At 71.9% G+C, this 19,381-nt stretch carries 19 protein-coding genes and 1 pseudogene; 8 read left to right on the forward strand and 12 right to left on the reverse strand.

What is annotated here, in order from left to right:
• Positions 1–586, forward strand: a pseudogene (locus tag RIF89_RS03015) (5-methyltetrahydropteroyltriglutamate--homocysteine S-methyltransferase); the annotation flags it as partial.
• 86 nt (positions 587–672) lie between these two features.
• Here RIF89_RS03015 and RIF89_RS03020 read toward each other — a convergent pair.
• Genes RIF89_RS03020 through RIF89_RS03035 form a run of 4 tightly spaced genes read right to left on the reverse strand, consistent with a single transcriptional unit; the run spans position 673 to position 2,988 of the window.
• Positions 673–1,437: an ABC transporter permease gene (locus tag RIF89_RS03020; protein ID WP_309067678.1), complete on the reverse strand. Its 765-nt coding sequence runs from the start codon at positions 1,435–1,437 to the stop codon at positions 673–675.
• Positions 1,434–2,270, reverse strand: coding sequence for an ATP-binding cassette domain-containing protein (locus tag RIF89_RS03025; protein ID WP_309067679.1), 837 nt, complete (start codon positions 2,268–2,270; stop codon positions 1,434–1,436). Before RIF89_RS03025 ends, RIF89_RS03020 begins: the two co-directional genes overlap by 4 nt.
• Complete coding sequence (locus RIF89_RS03030) at positions 2,267–2,632, reverse strand: DUF1048 domain-containing protein (protein WP_375294422.1); 366 nt, start codon at positions 2,630–2,632, stop codon at positions 2,267–2,269. Before RIF89_RS03030 ends, RIF89_RS03025 begins: the two co-directional genes overlap by 4 nt.
• 20 nt (positions 2,633–2,652) lie before the next feature.
• Complete coding sequence (locus RIF89_RS03035) at positions 2,653–2,988, reverse strand: PadR family transcriptional regulator (protein WP_309067680.1); 336 nt, start codon at positions 2,986–2,988, stop codon at positions 2,653–2,655.
• 137 nt (positions 2,989–3,125) lie between these two features.
• Here RIF89_RS03035 and RIF89_RS03040 point away from each other — a divergent pair, with 137 nt between their 5' ends.
• Complete coding sequence (locus RIF89_RS03040; protein WP_309067681.1) at positions 3,126–3,620, forward strand: glutaminase; 495 nt, start codon at positions 3,126–3,128, stop codon at positions 3,618–3,620.
• A gap of 10 nt (positions 3,621–3,630) precedes the next feature.
• Here RIF89_RS03040 and RIF89_RS03045 read toward each other — a convergent pair whose 3' ends face one another.
• Positions 3,631–4,362 (reverse strand): LysR family substrate-binding domain-containing protein, encoded by a 732-nt coding sequence (locus RIF89_RS03045; protein WP_309067682.1) that lies wholly within the window; start codon positions 4,360–4,362, stop codon positions 3,631–3,633.
• Between the two features lie 160 nt (positions 4,363–4,522).
• Here RIF89_RS03045 and RIF89_RS03050 point away from each other — a divergent pair, with 160 nt between their 5' ends.
• Positions 4,523–6,112, forward strand: a complete 1,590-nt coding sequence (locus RIF89_RS03050) for an AAA family ATPase (protein WP_309067683.1) — start codon at positions 4,523–4,525, stop codon at positions 6,110–6,112.
• Positions 6,113–6,199: 87 nt separating this feature from the next.
• Here the strand turns inward: RIF89_RS03050 and RIF89_RS03055 are convergent, their stop codons facing one another.
• Positions 6,200–6,607: a transferase gene (locus RIF89_RS03055; RefSeq protein WP_309067684.1), complete on the reverse strand. Its 408-nt coding sequence runs from the start codon at positions 6,605–6,607 to the stop codon at positions 6,200–6,202.
• Positions 6,608–6,767: 160 nt separating this feature from the next.
• On the opposite strand from RIF89_RS03055, the gene RIF89_RS03060 reads away from it, so the two are divergent.
• Complete coding sequence (locus tag RIF89_RS03060; RefSeq protein ID WP_309067685.1) at positions 6,768–7,406, forward strand: YitT family protein; 639 nt, start codon at positions 6,768–6,770, stop codon at positions 7,404–7,406.
• A 25-nt stretch (positions 7,407–7,431) separates the two neighbouring features.
• On the opposite strand, the gene RIF89_RS03065 is transcribed toward RIF89_RS03060, so the two are convergent.
• The gene (locus RIF89_RS03065; RefSeq protein WP_309067686.1) at positions 7,432–8,256 is read right to left on the reverse strand and encodes a DNA-formamidopyrimidine glycosylase family protein; all 825 of its coding nucleotides are present in this window, start codon (positions 8,254–8,256) and stop codon (positions 7,432–7,434) included.
• Positions 8,249–12,937, reverse strand: a complete 4,689-nt coding sequence (locus tag RIF89_RS03070; RefSeq protein WP_309067687.1) for an ATP-dependent helicase — start codon at positions 12,935–12,937, stop codon at positions 8,249–8,251. Before RIF89_RS03070 ends, RIF89_RS03065 begins: the two co-directional genes overlap by 8 nt.
• Positions 12,938–13,029: 92 nt before the next feature.
• Here RIF89_RS03070 and RIF89_RS03075 point away from each other — a divergent pair, with 92 nt between their 5' ends.
• Entirely contained in the window at positions 13,030–13,212 is a 183-nt protein-coding gene (locus RIF89_RS03075; protein ID WP_309067688.1) for a hypothetical protein, read from the forward strand.
• Here RIF89_RS03075 and RIF89_RS03080 read toward each other — a convergent pair.
• On the reverse strand, positions 13,200–13,847 hold the full coding sequence (locus RIF89_RS03080; protein ID WP_309067689.1) for an alpha/beta fold hydrolase: 648 nt from the start codon (positions 13,845–13,847) through the stop codon (positions 13,200–13,202). The two genes, RIF89_RS03075 and RIF89_RS03080, sit on opposite strands and share 13 nt — an antisense overlap.
• Positions 13,848–13,924: 77 nt before the next feature.
• On the opposite strand from RIF89_RS03080, the gene RIF89_RS03085 reads away from it, so the two are divergent.
• Positions 13,925–14,548, forward strand: a complete 624-nt coding sequence (locus RIF89_RS03085) for an NUDIX hydrolase family protein (RefSeq protein ID WP_309067690.1) — start codon at positions 13,925–13,927, stop codon at positions 14,546–14,548.
• 50 nt (positions 14,549–14,598) lie between these two features.
• Here RIF89_RS03085 and RIF89_RS03090 read toward each other — a convergent pair whose 3' ends face one another.
• The 3 genes from RIF89_RS03090 to RIF89_RS03100 form a co-directional block, all read right to left on the reverse strand.
• Complete coding sequence (locus RIF89_RS03090) at positions 14,599–15,156, reverse strand: TetR/AcrR family transcriptional regulator (protein WP_309067691.1); 558 nt, start codon at positions 15,154–15,156, stop codon at positions 14,599–14,601.
• A gap of 73 nt (positions 15,157–15,229) precedes the next feature.
• A complete protein-coding gene (locus RIF89_RS03095; protein WP_309067692.1) occupies positions 15,230–16,072 on the reverse strand; it encodes an alpha/beta hydrolase in 843 nt (280 codons plus the stop codon).
• Positions 16,073–16,232: 160 nt separating this feature from the next.
• Positions 16,233–17,297 carry a beta-eliminating lyase-related protein gene (locus RIF89_RS03100; RefSeq protein WP_309067693.1) on the reverse strand — a complete coding sequence of 355 codons (1,065 nt, stop codon included), beginning with the start codon at positions 17,295–17,297 and terminating at the stop codon, positions 16,233–16,235.
• A 206-nt stretch (positions 17,298–17,503) separates the two neighbouring features.
• Between RIF89_RS03100 and RIF89_RS03105 the strand changes: the two genes are divergently transcribed.
• Both RIF89_RS03105 and RIF89_RS03110 read left to right on the forward strand, forming a co-directional pair.
• Positions 17,504–18,736, forward strand: coding sequence for a histidine kinase (locus tag RIF89_RS03105; protein ID WP_309067694.1), 1,233 nt, complete (start codon positions 17,504–17,506; stop codon positions 18,734–18,736).
• Entirely contained in the window at positions 18,733–19,368 is a 636-nt protein-coding gene (locus RIF89_RS03110; protein ID WP_309067695.1) for a response regulator transcription factor, read from the forward strand. The genes RIF89_RS03105 and RIF89_RS03110 overlap by 4 nt, the downstream gene beginning before the upstream one ends.
• Positions 19,369–19,381: the final 13 nt, after the last annotated feature.

Below are 19,381 nucleotides of genomic sequence, written 5' to 3' on the forward strand. Positions count from 1 at the left end.
CGTCCGCGCGTACTACGACGCCGGCGTCCGCTACCTGCAGTTCGACGACACCGCGTGGGCGTACCTGTGCAGCGACGTCGAGCTCGAGCGGGCGCGCACCGAGCGCGGCATCGACACCCGGGGGCTCCGCGAGCGGTACGCGTCGATCCTGAACCGCGTGCTGGAGGGCAAGCCCGACGACCTGGTCGTGACGACCCACATCTGCCGGGGCAACTTCCGCTCGACCTGGATCTCTTCGGGCGGGTACGAGCCGATCGCCGAGCAGCTCTTCGACGTCGCGTACGACGGCTTCTTCCTGGAGTTCGACGACGAGCGCTCCGGAGGGTTCGAGCCGCTGCGGTTCCTGCCGAAGGGGGATCAGACCGTCGTGCTCGGCCTGATCACGACCAAGCGCGGTGCGCTCGAGGACATCAGCACGGTCACGCGCCGGATCGACGAGGCCGCCGCCTTCGCGCCGCTCGAGCAGCTCGCCCTCAGCCCGCAGTGCGGCTTCGCCTCGACCGAGGAGGGCAACGTGCTCACCGAGGACGAGCAGTGGGCGAAGATCCGCGAGGTCGTGGAGATCGCCGGCGAGGTCTGGAAGTAGCGCCCACCGGGCTCTCGACGAATCGGCCCCTCTCGCGTCTGCGGGAGGGGCCGATTCGGCTTGAAGGCGTGCGTGCCGGCACGGGCTCAGCGGATCTTCGTCTTGTAGATCGCGATCGCGCCGACGTAGGCGACGATCAGGATCCCGACCAACCAGGCGAGCGCGATCCAGATCTCACCTCCGACGGGCTGCTGGGAGAACAGCGCGCGGATCGTGTTCACGATGGATGTGACCGGCTGGTTCTCGGCGAACCACGCGACGGGACCCGGCATGGATCCGGTCGGCGCGAACGCCGAGCTGATGAACGGCAGGAAGATCAGCGGGTAGCTGAACGCGCTGGCCCCGTCGACCGTCTTCGCCGTCAGGCCCGCGATCACGGCGATCCAGGTCAGCGCGAGCGTGAACAGCACGAGCATGCCCAGCACTCCCAGCCAGGCGAGCGGGCTCGCACCGGTCCGGAAGCCCATCAGCAGCGCGACGCCGATGACGAGGGCGACCGACACCAGGTTCGCCACGAGCGAGGTGAGCACGTGGGCCCACAGCACGCTCGATCGCGCGATCGGCATCGACTGGAACCGCTCGAACAGGCCGCCCTGCATGTCGAGGAACAGGCGGTAGGCCGTATAGGCGATGCCGGACGCCACCGTGATGAGCAGGATGCCCGGGAGCATGTAGTCGACGTACGACTGGTCGGTGCCGAGGTCGATCGCGCCGCCGAACACCCAGACGAACAGCAGCATCAGGGCGATGGGCGTGATCGCGGTCGTGATGATCGTGTCGGGGCTGCGCAGGATGTGTCGCAGGGAGCGTCCGGTCAGGACGCTCGTGTCCGCGAGGACGTGGGTGGTCATCGGTCTGCCTTTCCGGTGGGGGCTTCTTCGGGATCGGGGTCGCCCGCGAGGGCGAGGCTCTCCGATGCTTCCTGGCCGATGACGGCCATGAAGACGTCTTCGAGCGACGGCTCCTTGGGGACGAGGATCGGCTCGCCGCCAGCGGGCAGCAGCGCCTTCAGCTCGGCGAGCGTGCCGTTCTGGATGATCGTGCCCTTGTGCAGGATGGCGATCCGGTCCGCGAGATGCTCGGCCTCGTCGAGGTATTGCGTGGTCAGCAGCACGGTCGTGCCGCTCTCGGCCAGCTGCGAGATCGTGTTCCACACCTCGATGCGCGCCTGGGGGTCGAGCCCGGTGGTGGGCTCGTCCAGGAAGATGATCGACGGATCGCCGATCAGGCTCATCGCGATGTCGAGCCGCCGCCGCATGCCACCGGAGTAGGTGCCGGCCTTGCGGCCGCCCGCCTCGGTGAGCGAGAACCGGGCGAGCAGGTCGTCGGCCACGGCGCCGGGGTCGTCGAGGTGGCGCAGCTGCGCGATCAGCACGAGGTTCTCGCGCCCGCTCAGCACCTCGTCGACCGCGGCGAACTGGCCCGTGAGGCTGATCGCCTCGCGCACCTGCTGCGGCCGACCGGCCACATCGTGGCCGCTCACGACGGCGGTGCCGGCGTCCGCCCCGAGCAGCGTCGACAGGATCCGCACGAGCGTGGTCTTGCCGGCGCCGTTGGAGCCGAGGAGGGCGAAGATGCTGCCGGGCTGCACGTCGAAGTCGACGCCGCGCAGCACCTGCAGGTCCTTGAAGGACTTCTGGATGCCGCGAACCCGGATGGCGGGCTCGCGCGTGGTCGTGATCATCGTTCCTGCTCCTTCTCTGCGTCGTCGATCGCCTTGGTCAGGCGCGAGCGCTCCTTGTCGATCCAGCGCTGGCCGCCGTAGGCGAGCGCGAACGTCTCGGCGAAGTCAACGGGGTCGTCGCCGACGATGTCGCGGACGGGGGTGTCGTCGACGGCCGCGCGCTCCCACAGATCGATGAGGTCGCTGAACATCTGCGTGAGCGTGTCGCCGTCGGTGACGCCGCCCTGGTACATCAGGTACCGGTGCAGCGACTTCGCCGCGGCCTTGTAGGGGCCCGGCAAGGCGTCCATGCGGGCGACCGTCTGCCGGTACTGCTTCTTCTGCTCGAGGGGTCCGGTGAGGACCTCGTACCACTTGCTCATGATGTGTTCCTTGTCTGAGGTCAGTTGTCGGGGGTGGGGTGGGGGAGCTGGTCGATGCGCTGCGCGAGGGTGTTCCACGTCTCCCAGAACTCCGCGAGCTGGGCGCGTCCCTGGTCGTTCAGCGAGAACACCTTGCGCGGCGGACCCTTCTCGGACGGCACCTTCTCGACGCCGACCAGGCCCCTCTGCTCGATGCGCACGAGGAGCGCGTAGATCGTGCCCTCGGCGATGTCGGCGAAGCCGCGGTCGCGCAGCTCCGCGGTGATCTCATAGCCGTAGGCCGACCGCTCGGCCAGGATCGCGAGGACGATGCCCTCGAGAGTGCCCTTGAGCATCTCCGTCATCTGATTTCCCATGGCGATCGCCTCCTCTCTACTCAGTGATGATGACTACCGCTAGAAAGTATCACTAGGTACCACTACCTGGCAACACTGAGTACCGAAGTTCTTCGCCGTGCCGTGAGCGCCGATCCCGGCGGCGTACCGTGGAGCGCGTGACCGACGATGTCGAGGCCCTGTTCGCGGAAGCGCGAACGCGGCTGCGTGCCGTCCCGAGGGAGGCGCTGGGCGAGATCACCGAGCCCGGCCGGATCCGCGCCCTCCTCGGATCCGGTCCGCGGATCGTGCGCGCCGGATCCGCGTGGCGCGTCGGCATCCTGCTGATCGACGACGACGCCGTGTACGAGGAGGGTGAGGTGCTGCGCGCCGCGGACCCGGGGCGCCGAGGCTACGCCGTCGAGTCGGCACGGCGGCGGGCGGAGCTGCGCGCCATGGCGCTGCGCGGCGGATTCGCCGAGGGCGAGACCGTGCACATCGGCTGGCGGCGGCTCGACCTCGCTTCGCTCTCCGCGGGCGGGTCCGCCGGGCCGCTCACCTGGGACGGCGGCCGCCTCGCGATCCGCTGGACGCCCACCGGGGCTCTCATGCCGCTGTCGGCGTACCTCTCCGAGCGCATCTCCTTGCTGCTCGATCCGCCCGCCGGGGCCTGACGCGCGAGGGCTAGCCGCGCGAGGAGTTCGACGTGCGGCCGCGGACGATGCCCACGAACGCGTCGACGTCGGGGGTGGTGCGGTCGGCGTGCCAGGCGAGCGCGACGGTGGAGGTCGGTGCGTCGCGCAGCGGGCGGTGCGCGATGTCGCGACGGTGGTGCAGGCGCGCGAGCGACATCGGCACGATCACCACGCCGACGTTCGCGGCGACCGTCGCGATCGCGTCTGCCGTGGTCTCGGGCTGCTCGAAGCGCGGCGTCAGGGCCCCCGGCACGGCGATCGGGCCGAGGACGTCGTCGCGGGGAACGATCAGGACCTCGCCGGCGAGGTCACCCGGTTCCAGCTCGTCGACCGCGGTCAGCGCCGAGTCGACCGATGCGACGACCACGGCTGTCTCGTCATAGAGGCGGATGACGTGCAGATCGTCGGTGTCGACGGGGAGCCGGATGAGGGCGGCGTCCACGTCGCCGGACAGGATCGCGCCGCGCTGCGTCGCGACCTCCAGCGGCACGAGCTCGAGGGCGACGTGCGGCAGGCGCTCGCGCCAGCGGTCGATCCACTTGCCGGGTGTGGCACCGGAAATCACACCGAGCCGGAAGGCGCGGGGCTCCTCGGGCGCCGGCGTCTGCTCTCGCGGCGTGCGATCCCGGCGTGCGGGTGCCGGGCGTCCGCCGGTCTTGGCGCGCCCGCCCCGCGCAGCGCCGCCGGGACGCCGTCCCCCGCCGCGTCCGGACTGAGCCATGGCGCCAGACTATTACGCGACTGCCGCGCAGAGTCCTGCCCGTCCCGGCTATCGCCGCGCGTGCACGGGCGATCTTCGCGCGCGGGATACGGTTGAAGTCGAGTTCCCCGGCGGATCACAAGACACCGGATGATCCCGCCGACAGCTGCAAGGAGACACTGTGAGCGACAGCCTCGAGCCTCAGGATCGACCGCGGATCTCCGCGGTCACGAACGAGGACGGCACGGGTCAGGTGACCGTGGACGGCGCCGTCCATCCGGTCAAGGCCCGCGACGCGGCGGGAGCACGCAAGGCGGTGCTGACCACCGTGGTGCTCATCGCGCAGGAGTACGGCCGGCCGGTGAAGGTGGCCGCGAGCGGCAGCGACGGCGTGCGCCAGCTCGTGGTGTCGCCCGACGGCACGGTCGAAGAGGCCATCGAGCCCGCAGAGCCGTCCGAGCCCGCAGTTCCGGCCGCGCCCGCAGCCCCGGCCGTGCCCGTTGAGACCGCGGCGGCCGTGGCGCCGGTGGATCCCGCACCCGCGGCCCCCGCCGATCCTGCGCCTGCTCCGGCGGCGCCGGCCGATCCGACCCCTGTGCCCGAGATCGTGACGAGCGTGCCGAAGGCCGCCCCCGTGACATCCGCGCCCGTCTCGTCGGCGCCTGCCGCCTCGGCGCCCGTGGCCGCCGCCCCCGTCACGCCCGCACCCGCCGCCGCGCCCAACGCCGAGTCGGATCCCGAGCCGATCGCGGCCGCGCCGGTCGCTGCGGCCCCGCCGGTGTCCCGCGCGTCGGCAGCGCCCGCGCCGGATGGGGATCAGGCGCTCACACGTCGCGAGGCGCGCCTGCTGACCGCGCGCGACTTCGCCCAGTCGGCGAAGCCGGTCGGGCCCGTTCCCGCCACGGAGGGCTTCCGCGGCGGCCTGAACAAGCTCGGCTTCCACCTCAAGCCGGGCAAGGTCGAGCAGGCCAAGCGTGACCGGCGCGAGACCGTGCAGCAGGCCTTCGCCGGCCGCAAGACCATCGCGGTGATCGGCGAGAAGGGCGGCGTCGGCAAGACCACCACGACGTACCTGCTCGGCGCCACGCTGGGCCGGGTGCGCGGCGGCAGCGTGCTCGCATGGGACAACAACGAGTACAAGGGCACGCTGGGCATCCGCTCGCTGCCCTCGCCGTCCCACGACCACACCGCGATCGACCTGCTCGGCCACGTGCACGCGGTCGGGACGGGAGAGCTCAGCTCGGCCGACCTGATCGACTTCGTGCGCGCGCAGGGCGAGAACAAGTTCGACGTGCTCGCGTCGCAGAGCCTCGACGGCGACAGCGACGTGATCGACGCGGAGTCGTTCGATCTGCTGCACGAGACGCTCAGCCGCTCGTACCGCGTGATCATCGTCGACACCGGCAACAACTCGAAGGCGGGCACGTGGCAGTCGGCGGTCGAGGCCGCGGATGTGCTGGTCCTCACCACCATCGTCAAGGAGGACAGCGCTCGCACGCTCGCCTCCATGGCCGACACGCTCGTGGCGCACGGTCATGAGGCGAAGCTGCGCAACGCAGTCACCGTCATGAGCCATCCGTCGCCGACGAGCTACCCGGACCTGGAGCGCCGCCTGACGCACCACATGGGGCAGCTCACGCGCCAGGTCGTCTCTGTGCCGTTCGACCCCGCCCTCGACCGCGGCGATGTCATCGACTACGACGCGCTGTCGGACGACTCGCGCGAGGCGTGGCTCGAGGTGACGGCCGCGGTCGCGGCCGGCCTGCGCTGAGCCTTCCCGTGTCCGCGTAGGTCCACGTCCGTGAGCGAACCTGCCCGCACGGGCGGGGACGCACGGCGGCGGGTCGCGTGGCGGCCGCTAGGCGGCGAGGTGCAGACCGCGCGCGTCGGTGACGACGGTGCCGCCCTCCGGGATCGCCTCGTCGTCGCCGATCTTGGCGTTCTTGGCGACGCGTGCGCCGGCTCCCACGCGCGTGCGCACGCCGATGTGGGCGCGAGCCCCGACGGCGGCCTTCGGGCCGATGTGCGCGTTGGCGTCGATGTAGGCGCCGGGCCCGATGAGGGCTTCGGATTCGACCCAGGCTCCACTGGCGACCGTCGCGCCGGCCGCAACCTGCGCGCCCGGTTCGATGTATGCGCCGGCCTCGACGCGCGCATCCGGATGCACCTTGGCCCCGTGCGCGACCAGGCCGCGCCCGTTCACGTGCTTGCGGTAGCGCAGCATCTCACCGTGATCGTTCTCGATGTCGACGTAGTTCTTACCCACGATGCCTTTCCGCGGCCCCGGTTGAGGCCGGACATCAAACACAACGACTGGCCCCGTCGCCCTATTCCCGTGGTAGGGCCATCACATTTCGCGCGTGTTTCACATCCCGGTGAGCAGAGTGCTTCAGGTGCCGTCCATCCGCTTCTCGTATCGTTGAGGGGTGACGAACGAGACCGTGGCTCCCTCCCTTGTCTTCGACTGGGAGCAGACCCGCCACAGCGTGGCCGAGGATGTGCAGGGCATCGCGATCGGCACGGTCGTCGCCGCGCTGGGGCTGTACCTGCTCAAGGCCGCCGGCGCCGTCACGGGCGGCACCGCGGGCCTCGCGCTGCTGCTCGACCAGGCCACCGACCTGCCCTTCTGGCTGATCTTCGGTCTCGTGAACTTCCCGTTCGCGATCCTGGCGCTGTGGAAGAAGGGCGTGCGCTTCACGATCCTGACGTGCATCAGCATCGCCGCCGTCGCAGGACTGTCCGTCGCGTACGCACACCTGATGCCCGTGACCGGGCTGCATCCGATCTTCGGCGTCTTCGCGGGCAATCTGCTCGCGGGCGTCGGCCTGCTCATCCTGTTCCGGCACGGAGCGAGCGTCGGCGGCGTGAACATCGTCGCGCTCCTGCTGCAGGAGAAGACCGGCTTCCGCGCCGGGTGGACGCAGATGACGCTCGACGTGATCGTCGTGCTGTCGTCGCTGCTCGTGCTGCCGTGGCCGACCGTGATCCTGAGCGCCTTCGGCGCCGTCGTGATGAGCGTCGTGCTCGCGATGAACCACCGCGAGGGTCGCTACATCGGACGCTGAGACCTGTCCGGCACGGTGGAGTCCGTCAGGACGCGGGCTGGCAGCGCGGGCACCAGTACACGACACGCTGCTTCGTCGGGTCGGCGCCCAGCTCGGAACGCAGGATGGGCGTGCCGCAGCGGCGACATGGCCGGTGCTCGCGCCCGTACACCCAGCGCTCCTGACCGCGGCGGCTGTCCCCCGTGAAGACGCGGACCGGCAGCTCGACGTTCCGCCGGATCGTCCGCGCCCCCAGCTCGAGCAGCGCCGGCACGTCGACCTCGGTCGCGGGCCGTTCGGGGTGCACTCCGCGCAGGAACAGCAGCTCGCTCGCGTACTCGTTGCCGAATCCCGCGACGTGACGCTGATCCTGGATCGCCACGTGGATCGGACGCGGATCGGCCGCCACGCGGCGCGCGGCCTCCGCGGCGTCCCAATCGGCGCCGAGCGGATCGGGACCGAGGTGGCCGACGACCCGGTCCTCGTCGCGGGTCGGCAGCACTTCGACCATCGCGAGTTCGAAGCCCACCGTCTCCCACTTGCTCGTGCCGACGATCGCGCGCGCCTTGAACGCCGGCTTGCGCCAGCGGATGCGGGAGCCGTCGGACGCGGTGCGGTACGTGTGCCACTCGCCCTCCATCTTCAGGTGCGAGTGCAGCGTCAGCGAGTCGGATTCGGATGAGGCCGCGCCCAGGGGGGCGAACCGGTGCAGCAGGTGCTTGCCGCGCGCCACGACCTCGCGCACGGCCTGGCCCCGCACATCGGCGTTCGCGCTGCCCGGCACGCGGATCTCGAACCGTGTGACCTCGCGGCCGGCGAGCGCGGCGTGGAGACGCCGCGCCGTGCGGTGGACGGTATCGCCCTCAGGCACGACGACCGCCGACCGTCGCGGCACCCGCCGTGACCTTGCGCAGCGTCAGCCCCTTGGTCGACTCCACGAAGCCGGCCTCCCGCAGCGCCCGGCCGACGGCCGTGCCGTACACGAACTCGCCGTTAACCTGCTCGACCGTCAGGGTCTCGAGGCGCCGCTCGCGCGCCGTGCGGGCGAGGTCGGCCGCCGCGGATGCGAGCACCTGCTCGTCGTCCGTGAACGCCAGCGCCGTGCGACCGCCCCGCTCGAGGTAGAGCACGAGCGCGCCGTCCACGAGCACGATCACGCCGCCCGCCTTGCGCCCGGGGCGGTGCTTCACGGCGTCCAGCGTGGGCCACGGCAGCGCGGCACCGTACGGGTTGGCCGGATCCGTCGCGGCCAGTGTCACGGCGCGCAGGGGCGCCGGATCGGGCAGGCCGGAGAACTGCCGCAGCCGGTCGATCGTCGGCGACGTCGCGAACTGCGCGGCACCGAGCTTCTCGATCAGGTAACCGCGACGGCAGTGCCCCGCCTGCTCGAGGCCCGCCAGCACGCGGTAGGCCTGCGCGAAGCCGCCGGGCACGCCCTCGTTCTGCACGGCGCCGCGCGTCACGACGCCGTAGCGGTCGAGCAGCAGCGACGCGGTGGTGGTGTGGCGCACGGCCGCATCGGGCTCCGGATCGGGCAGCAGCGACCAGCGTCCACCCGAGGGCTGCGCGCGGGGCGGCGTGGATGCCGTGCCGCCGAAACTGGGGCGGGAGAGGGACGCGCCGCGGTAGAGCCGGGCGCGCGGCGTTCGACGCGCCGAGCGGTGCGCCTGCGATCCCGCCCCCAGCAGCGACCGAATGGGCGCGAACGTGTCGTTCGTGACGCGGCCCGCCCACACGAGGTTCCACAGCGCCTCGACCGTGCCGATCTCGGTCTCCCCCTGCGCCAGCTCACGCAGCTGCGCGGCGAAGTACGCGCCGCCTCCTGCGAGGGCGCGGATCAGCCGGGACTCGAGCGAGTCCGTCGCGATCTCGATGTCGGACGGCGGGATCGTGAGCGGCGCGGCGTCGGCGGCGTGCAGCGCGACCCAGCCGTCGCGGCCCGGCAGCGACCCGTGGCCCGACCAGACGACCTCGCCCGTCGCGGTGAGTTCGTCCAGCATGCCGGGCGTGTAGTCGCGCACGCGGGACGGCAGCACGAGCGACTCCCAGGCACTCGCGGGGATCGGCACACCGGCCAGCTGATCGATGGCCGCCAGCACGCCGTCGACGCCCTCGAGCGGGCGCGTGACGTGCTGCCAGTCGGGGAGGAAGCGTGCGTAGGCGTCGGGGGAGACGGGCTCGACGCTGCCGCGCAGAGCCGCGAGCGAGCGCATCCGGATCCGCCGCAGGGCCTCGGCGTCGCACCACTCGGGTTCGTCCGAGACGCCAGCGTCGGCGAGGAAGAAGCCGCTGACCAGGCGACCCTGGCCCTCGAGGCGCTGCAGCGCGTGCCGGGCGACGGCCGCGCCGATGCCGAGCCGCTCGGCGACCGCCGCCGTGGTGAACGGCCCGTGCGTGCGCGCGTAGCGCGAGACGACGTCGCCGAGCGGGTCGGGCAGCGGTTCGAGGAAGGCGACGGGGACGCCCACGGGCAGCGCGACGCCGAGCGCATCGCGCAGGCGCCCGGCGTCCTCGATCGCCGCGTATCTGTCCGACCCGGCGATGGAGACGCGGATGGCGCGGCGCGTCGTCACGAGCGCCTCGAGGTGGGCTGCCGCCTCCGCGAGCGCGGGAGCTGTCGACGAGGCGTCGGCTCGGTCGACCGGCACGGTGTCTTCGCCCGTCGGGCCGTCCGCGGGTTCGAGCCGCGCGGCGACCTCGTCGACCGCGAGCGGGCCGAGCACGCGCAGCAGATCCGCGACGCCCTCGACGCCACGTGCGCGGCGGTCCGGTGCGAGGCGTTGAACCTCGGCCTCGAACTGCGCCATGACGTCGGGGTCGAGCAGCTCGCGCATCTCGACCTTGCCGAGCAGCTCGGACAGCAGCGACGGGTCGACCGACAGCGCGGCCGCGCGCCGCTCGGCGAGCGGCGAGTCGCCCTCGTACATGAAGGCGCCGACGTAGCCGAACAGGAGGTCGCGCGCGTACGGCGACGGCTGGCCGGGCTCGGTCTCGACCAGCCGGATCCGCCGCTCGCCGATGCTCCGCACGACGCGCAGCAGGGCGGGCAGGTCGTAGACGTCCTGCAGCACCTCGCGCAGCGTCTCGAGGATGATCGGGAACGTGGGATGACGGCGCGCGACCTCGAGCAGCTGGGCTGACCGCTGACGCTGCTGCCACAGCGGACTGCGCTTGCCCGGGTTCTGCCGGGGCATCAGCAGCGCGCGGGCGGCGCACTCGCGGAACCGCGAGGCGAACAGCGCGGATCCGCCGACCTCGTCCGTGACGATCCGCTCCAGCTCGTCCGGATCGAACACGAACAGCTCGGCGCCGGGCGGCTCGGACTCGGCGTCGGGGATGCGGGCGATGATGCCGTCGTCGCTCGCGACGGCGGATCCCTCCACGCCCAGACGCTCTCGGATGCGCGCGTTCACCGCAAGCGCCCAGGGCGCATGCACGTGCATGCCGTACGGGGAATGCAGGATGATCCGCCAGTCGCCGACCTCGTCCCGGCCGCGCTCGACCGTGAGCGATCGGTCGGTCGGCAGCGTGCCGGTCGCCTCCTTCTGCTCGGCGAGGTAGCCGAGCAGGTTCTGACGCGCGTACTCGTCCAGGCCGGCCTCGACCAGCCGCCGCTCGGCGTCGTCGGGTGCGATGGAGCTGAGCTCCCGCGCGAACCGGCCGAGCGCCTCGCCCAGCTCGGCCGGGCGGCCGAGCCCGTCCCCGTGCCAGAACGGCACCTTGCCCGGCTGCCCGAAGGCGGGCACGACGTTGACGCGGTCGTGCGTGATCTCGACGATCTTCCAGCTCGTGGTGCCGAGCGTGAACACGTCGTTCACGCGCGACTCGTAGACCATCTCCTCGTCGAGCTCGCCCACGCGCGCGTTGCGGGTCTCACCCGCGATGAAGACGCCGAACAGCCCGCGGTCGGGGATCGTGCCGCCGCTCGTGACCGCGAGGCGCTGCGCTCCCGGACGCCCCTCGATCGTGCCGGCGTCGCGATCCCACACGAGGCGCGGCCGCAGCTCGGCGAACTCGTCGGACGGGTAGCGTCCGGCGAGCAGGTCGAGGGTCGCCTCGAACGCGCTGCGCGGCAGCGAGCGGAACGGCGCGCTGCGCCGCACGGTCTCGAACCAGTGCTCGACCTCGATCGAGCCGAGGGCCGTGGCGGCGACGGTCTGCTGGGCGAGGATGTCGAGGGGGTTCTGCGGCACCGCGATCGCCTCGATCTGCCCCGCGAGCATGCGCTCGGTCACGATCGCCGTGTGCAGGACGTCGCTGCGGTGCTTGGGGAACAGCGCCGCGCGCGAGATCTCGCCGACCTGGTGCCCGGCGCGCCCCACGCGCTGCAGCCCGCTGGCCGCGCTGGGAGGCGCCTCGACCTGGATCACGAGGTCGACGGCTCCCATGTCGATGCCGAGCTCGAGGCTGCTCGTCGCGACCACGCACCGCAGCTCGCCCGACTTCAGCTGCTCCTCGACGATCGCGCGCTGCTCCTTGGACACCGATCCGTGGTGCGCCTTCGCGAGCACGGGGTCGGCGCCGGCGGTCGCTCCCGCCTGCGCCATCATGGCCGCCGGCACGGCGGGGTCGGGCAGGTCGAGACCGAGCCGCTCGCTGTAGATCTCGTTCAGCCGCGCGGTCAGCCGCTCGGCGAGCCGGCGCGAGTTCGAGAACACGATCGTGGAGCGCGCCGACAGGATGCGATCGACGATCGCCTCCTCGACGTGCGGCCAGATCGACCCGGTCATCTCCGTCTGCTCGGGCGCGAACCACTCGCCGTCGTCACCCGCCTCGGCGGCGGGGGCGGCGCCCGCCGCGGGCGGCGGGTTCTGCATGTCGGCGATCGGAACGGTCACGCTCAGCTCGAACGTCTTCGACGCGCGCGGGGCGACGATGTCGACGGGGGCGGTGCCGCCCAGGAACCGCGCGACCTCGTCGATCGGGCGCACGGTCGCCGACAGGCCGATCCGCTGCGCGGGCCGTTCGAGCAGGTCATCGAGTCGCTCGAGGCTCACGGCGAGGTGTGCCCCGCGCTTCGTCGCGGCGACCGCGTGCACCTCGTCGACGATGACCGTATGCACCTCGCGCAGCGTCTCGCGCGCCTGGCTCGTGAGCATCAGGTACAGCGACTCCGGCGTCGTGATCAGGATGTCCGGCGGCTGCCGCACCAGCCGCTGCCGGTCGCTCGAGGGCGTGTCGCCCGACCGCACGCCCACGCTCACGTCGGGCGCGGGCTCGCCCAGGCGCCGGGCGGCCTGCGAGATGCCCACGAGCGGGGAGCGCAGGTTGCGCTCGACGTCGACGCCGAGGGCCTTCAGCGGCGAGATGTACAGGATGCGCGTGCGCTGCGTCTTCGGATCCGTCTCGCGACTCTGCTTCTCGCGCAGGACGCGGTCGATCCCCCAGAGGAACGCCGACAGCGTCTTGCCCGACCCGGTCGGTGCCACGACGAGCGCGTGGCGGCCCTGCGAGATGGCGTCCCACGCGCCGCTCTGCGCGGCGGTCGGCGCCTTGAACGCGCCACGGAACCACTCCCGCGTCGCGGGCGCGAACCGATCGAGCACATCCACCTGACCATCCTGCCCCCGGCGTCGGACATCGGGCGCGGGAATCCGTCTCGCGGGGGAAGTGCGCGCTGCCGCGAGCTCGTAGCGTCGACCGCATGACCGCACAGAAAACCGCTCAGTGGAACTGGCCGCTCGGTCTCGCCTTCGGCCTCGCGTTCGCCGTCGCGCTCGGCAACGTCGCGTTCGGCATCGTGTTCGGCGTCCTCTTCGCGATGGTGTTCGCGGAGACGACGCGCACCCCCGACGAGCCCCCGGACGACGGTGATCAGCCCGGCTGATCCAGCTGCTTCTCGAGGAACACGCGCACGTCGGCGAGCTCCTGCTCGGAGACGGCGTGACGCAGATCGGGATAGATGCGGCCGACGAGGTCGCTGTGGCCCGGCAGCCAGTCCGTCGTGTGCAGGACGAGCGGGCCGGGGATGACGTCGTCGAGCAGGCCGCGGCCCCAGAACACGGGCGGGCGGCGCTCGGCGAGCTCAGCATCCCTCGGCAGCTCACCCGGTGTGACGTAGCCCGAGATGTTCACGACGAACGAGAAGCGCCCGGGATCCAGCCGCAGCGCCTGCAGCGCCACCGCGCCGCCCTGCGAGAAGCCGAGCAGACCGACGCTCGTCGCCCGCGATGCCACGGCGTCGAGCCAGGTCAGCAGCGAAGCGCCCGCGCGCGTCACATGCGCGGCGTCGCGGCTCTCGAGCCCCTCGATCGGGTACCAGGATCGGCCGGGGGTCGGGAACGGCGGCTCGAGCGGTGCCCGCACGGCCGCGACCGCGAACTCCGCCGGCAGGTGCGGCGTCAGGGCGAACAGATCGCGCTCGTCGGCGCCGTAGCCGTGCAGCAGCACGAGCAACGGACGCCCCGCCGGCTCTTGCGACCACAGCACCGCCGCGTCATCCAGGATCGGGGTCTCAGGCACCCGTCCATCCTGCCGCGAGGGGCCGACGTTCCTCCACAGTGCGGTGCGATCCCATCCGCTGCGGGTATACAGGATGCATGGCCGTACGCACTCCCGACCCCGATCCCGACGACCAGCCCTCGGACGACGCGGACTTCTCCGCCGTGGGCGCGGCCGGCTTCGGAGGCGTGCCCGGCGGCGGCGCGAACCCCGCGTGGCTGACCGACATCGAGCTGGCGGAGATCCGCCGTCGCATGCCGATGCTGTACGTCGAGGCCGTGCCGGTGCGCACCGACGGCACGGGCGCCGTGACGCAGGTCGGCATCCTGCTGCGCGCGACGCCGATCGGAGAGATCACCCGCACGATCGTGTCGGGCCGCGTGCGCTACGGCGAGACCGTGCGCGACGCGCTGTTCCGTCACCTCGAGAACGACCTCGGCCCCATGGCGTTCCCGCTGCTGCCGCCGTCGCCCGTGCCCTTCACGGTCGCCGAGTACTTCCCGATCCCCGGCGTCAGCCCGTACCACGACGACCGCCAGCACGCCGTCTCACTCGCATTCGTCGTGCCCGTCACGGGCACGTGCGAGCCGCGACAGGATGCCCTCGAGGTCACGTGGATGACGCCCGAGGAGGCGTCGTCCGAGACGCTCGCATCCGAGATGGAGGGCGGGCGCTCCACGCTCATCCGCACCGCGCTCGCGAGCGTCGGCGCCCTGCGCTGACGGCTTCCCCGCCCGCGACGGCCCGGGCGACCGGCGAGCCGATCGGCCGACTAGGAGAGCGCGGCGTCGATGAGCGTCGCGGCGGCATCGCGCGCGACGGCCGCGGTGTTCGGCGTGCCGAGGATCGCCGCGGTCGTCTGCGCGCCCTCCGCGAGGATCGCCAGCTGGGGGCCCAGCCATGCCGGAGCACCCGCGTCCGCGACCAGCCGGTCGACATAGGCCTGGAAGGACAGCTTGTGCTCGCGCACGGCGTCGGCGACCGCCGAGCTCGTCGCGCCGAGCTCGCCGAACGCGTTGATGAAGCCGCACCCGCGGAAGTCGTCCTCCTCGAACCAGTTGGCGAGGTGGTCGTACACGGCGAGCAGCCGCTCGCGCGGGGAGCCCGCCTGCGCGACGGCCGCGTCGATGCCCCGGGTCCAGAGCGCGTGGCGATGCGCGAGCACGCCGAGCACGAGCTGCTCCTTGGAGGGGAACTGCCGGTAGATCGTCTTCAGCGAGACCCCCGCGGCGTCCCGCACCGCGTCCATCCCGACGCTGCCGATGCCCTGGCCGTAGAACAGCCGGTCCGCCGCGCCGATGATCTGATCGCGCACGTCCACGTCGCCCATGTCGATCCTCCTCCCCTGGAGAAAATCGTAGCGGGGTGGAGAACCGGAGTTCTCCACCCCGCTGCGCGTGCGGTCAGGACTGCACGAAGGGCAGCAGTGCGGCGTTGACCTCATCGGCGTGCGTCCACAGCAGGCCGTGGGGTGCGCCCTCGATCTCCACGTACTGCGCGGCCGGCACGGCCTCGTGGAAGCGGCGGCCCGTGGCGTCGATCGGCAGGATGTTGTCCTTCGTGCCGTGCAGGATCAGCGTCGGGAGCCCCGCATCGCGAACGGCGGCGACGTCGGCGCGGAAGTCCTCGATCCAGGAGGCGACGACCGCGTAGGCGGCGACCGGCGCACTGCCCACGGCGGTGATCCAGCTGGCGCGGACGGTCTCCTCGCTGATGCGGGATCCGAGCGTCTCGTCGAGGTTGTAGAAGTCGTTGTAGAACTGCGTGAACCAGGCGTAGCGGTCGCTCTTGGCGGCGTCGACGATGCCGTCGAACACCGACTGCGGCACGCCCTCGGGGTTGTCGTCGCGCTCGACGAGGAAGGGCTCGAGGGAGGCGAGGAATGCGAGCTTCGCGACGCGCTCGGTGCCGTAGATGCGGGTGTAGCGAGCGAGCTCGCCGGTTCCCATCGAGAAGCCCACCAGGATGACGTCGCGCAGGTCGAGCGTCTCGAGCACCGTGTTGAGGTCGGCGGCGAAGGTGTCGTAGTCGTAGCCGTCGGCGACCTTCGAGGAGCCGCCGAAGCCGCGGCGGTCGTACGTGATGACGCGGTAGCCGGCGGCCAGCAGCTCGCGGGTCTGCTTCTCCCAGCTGTCGCCGTCCAGCGGGTAGCCGTGGATGAGGACGACCGGCTGTCCGGCGCCCTGGTCCTTGTAGTGCAGCTCGATCGGAGTCGAGTTCTCGGTTCCGACGGTGATGTAGCCCATGATGTCCCTCTCCTTCGGAGAACGGTCGTTCTCGCCTGGACATGACTGTAGGGGAACGCACGTTCTCCGCGCAAGGGGTCGGCGAGAAAAAAGTCGGGCCGCGTCGTCGGCCCGCGAACGCGCGCCGAAGAGCGCCGCGTCGTCGGCCGCGGGCGCGTGCTTATGCCGCGGTCGCCTCGGCGATCGCAGCCACGAAGGCGTCCACGTCGGCCTCTGTGGTGTCCCAGCTCGTGAGCCAGCGCACCTCGCCGGTCGCCTCGTTCCAGTCGTAGAACCGGAAGCGCTCGCGCAGCCGGTCGGCGGCGCCGGAGGGGAGGATCGCGAAGATCCCGTTCGTCTGCGTCGGCTGCGTGAACGACACATCCCGGATGGATCCGTCGGCGAGCCCGGACTCGATTCCGGATCGCAGGCGGGCCGCCATGGCGTTGGCGTGCGCACCGCCGCGCAGCCACAGGTCGTCGCTCAGCAGCGCGACGAGCTGCGCCGACACGAAGCGCATCTTCGAGGCGAGCTGCATCGCCGACTTCCGCAGGAACGCGATCCCGTCGACCGCGTCCGGGTTCAGTACCACGACAGCCTCGGCGCCGATCGCGCCGTTCTTCGTGCCGCCGAAGCTCAGCACGTCCACACCCGCGTCGCGCGTGAACGACCGCAGGGGCGTGCCGAGAGCGGCGGCCGCGTTCGCGATCCGGGCCCCGTCGACGTGCACCTTGAGGCCGAGCCCGTGCGCGGTGTCGGCGATCGCCGCGATCTCATCGACCGAGTAGAGCGTGCCGAGCTCTGTCGACTGCGTGATCGACACCGCCTGGGGAACCGCCTGATGCACGCCGCGCGATCCCGCGACCGAGCGGATGGCCTCGGGCGTCAGCTTCGCGTCCGCAGCGGCGACGGGGACGATCTTGAACCCGCCGACCTTCTCGGGGGCGCCGCCCTCGTCCGTGTTGATGTGCGCCATGGCGGGCGCGATCACGGCGCCCCAGCGGGTGAGCATCGACTGCAGCGCGGTGACGTTCGCGCCCGTGCCGTTGAACACGGGGAACGCCTCGACGCCATCTCCGAGCAGCTCCACGAACTGCTCCTGCAGCCGCGCGGTGTAGGGGTCCTCGCCGTACGACACGGTGTGCCCGCTGTTCGCCGCGGCGAGGGCGGCGATCACCTCGGGGTGCGCGCCGGCGTAGTTGTCGGAGGCGAAGTGACGGCGGTTCGGGTCGTGCAGAGGATCCACCGGATCAGCCTACGGCGGCGCCCCTCGGCGGACGGGCCCCGTCCCGCGGGCGCGCACAACGAAGGCACAGCCACCCCGACGGAGCGCGCAGCCTCCCGGATGCGCCGGTTCTGCCTTCGCTGTGCATCGTGCCGCGGCAGGAGGCGTGCCGCGGATACATCCCGCGGCGGATGTGCCGGATCGTGCGCGACCGTACGGTGAAGGGGATGGAACCCCGCAGCGCCTCCGACACGCGACCGCCCGTCGACGACTGGCGGCGGCGCCTGTCGCGGCTCTTCCGCACGGTCACCCCCACGCAGTGGGCGATCGATGTCACGGCCGTGGTGGTGTTCGCGGCGGTCTCGTTCGTGACCATGGCGTCGCTCGGCGAGGTGTCGCTGGCCTTCGCCTCGGTCACGGTCGCGCTGATGACGGGCGCGCTGCTGCTCAGCCGTGCGTCTCCGCCGCTCGCGCTCGCCGTGGCGTGGATCGGCGCGCTGTGGCAGGTGGGCACGACGCAGCCGCCCATGCTCACGAACGTCGCGATCTTCGCGGTGCTCTTCGCGACCGCCGCCTACGGCTCGCGTCTGGTGTTCTGGCTCGGGTTCGCATCGGCGTTTGTCGGCGCGCTGATCATCGCGATCTACCTCACCGTCGCCCCTCTGTGGGGCGTTCCCGGATCGCCCTTGACCGCCCAGACCGCTTTCGCCGCCCTTTCGGGCTTCATCGCGGCCCTGTTCGCGCTGCTGCTGTCGTGGACGCTCGGCGCGCTTTTCCGCGCAGTCTTCCGCGCGCGCGACGACCGGCGCGCCCAGCGCGAGGCCGAGGAGCGCGCTGCCGCCGAGGAGGAGCGCGGCCGCATCGCCCGCGACATGCACGACGTCGTGGCGCACTCGCTCGCCGTCGTGATCGCCCAGGCCGACGGCGCGCGCTACGCCGCGGCGGTCGATCCCGCGGCCGCGACCGACGCCCTCACGACGATCAGCCAGACCGCCCGCTCGGCGCTCGCGGATGTGCGGCTGCTGCTGACGCAGCTGCGGCACCGGCAGGGGGACGGGCCCCAGCCGACGCTCGCCGACCTCGAGCAGCTGTACGGCCAGGTGCGCGCCGCGGGCGTGGACCTCCGCGTGGACGTCGACCCCGCACCTCCCGGCACCCCGCCCGCCGCCGTGCAGCTGGCGGTGTACAGGATCCTGCAGGAGGCGCTCACCAACGCCCTGCGCCACGGCGACGGCGGGCCGGTCGAGGTCTCGCTCGCCTGGCTGCCGGACCGCGTCGTGCTCGGCGTGCGCAACGTCGTCCGCGTCGAGGCGCGCGCGACGGAGCCGGGCGGTCACGGCGTGATCGGCATGCGCGAGCGCGCGCAGCTCACGGGTGGCCGCCTCGATGCCGGCCGCGAGGGCGACGCGTGGATCGTGCGCGGCGAGATCCCGATCGGTCCTGGCAGGATCGACGGATGATCCGTGTCGCGCTGGTGGACGACCAGGCCCTGTTCCGCGCGGGCATCCGCATGCTCGTCGCGTCCCAGCCCGACCTCGAGGTGGTCGGCGAGGCGGGCGATGGGCGTGAGGCGCTCGACGTGGTCGCCGCGACGCGTCCCGACGTCGTGCTGATGGACATCCGCATGCCCGTGATGGACGGCCTCGCCGCGACCGCCGAGCTGCTGACGCGACCGGATCCGCCGAAGGTCGTCATGCTGACGACGTTCGACCTCGACGAGGCGGCGGCCCGTGCGATCCGGCAGGGCGCGTCCGGCTTCCTCCTGAAGGACGCCGATCCCGAATTCCTGCTGGCCGCGATCCGCACGGTGCACGCCGGATCGTCGGTCATCGCGGCGGCCGCGACGCGCGAGCTGTTCGCCCACTTCGCGGAGGCGCCGCGCCCCGTGCCGCCGTCGTACTCCGATCTGACGGAGCGTGAGCGGGAGATCTTCGCGCTCGCCGCCCGCGGCCTCAGCAACGCCGAGATCGCGGCGCGCGAGTTCCTCAGCGAGGCGACGGTCAAGACGCACATCAGTCGCATCCTCACCAAGCTCGCGCTGCGCGACCGTGTGCAGCTCGTCGTGTTCGCGTTCGAGCACGGCCTCGCCTGAGCCGAGCGGCGCC

Source organism: Microbacterium sp., assembly GCF_031178525.1.
Taxonomy (GTDB): Bacteria; Actinomycetota; Actinomycetes; order Actinomycetales; family Microbacteriaceae; genus Microbacterium.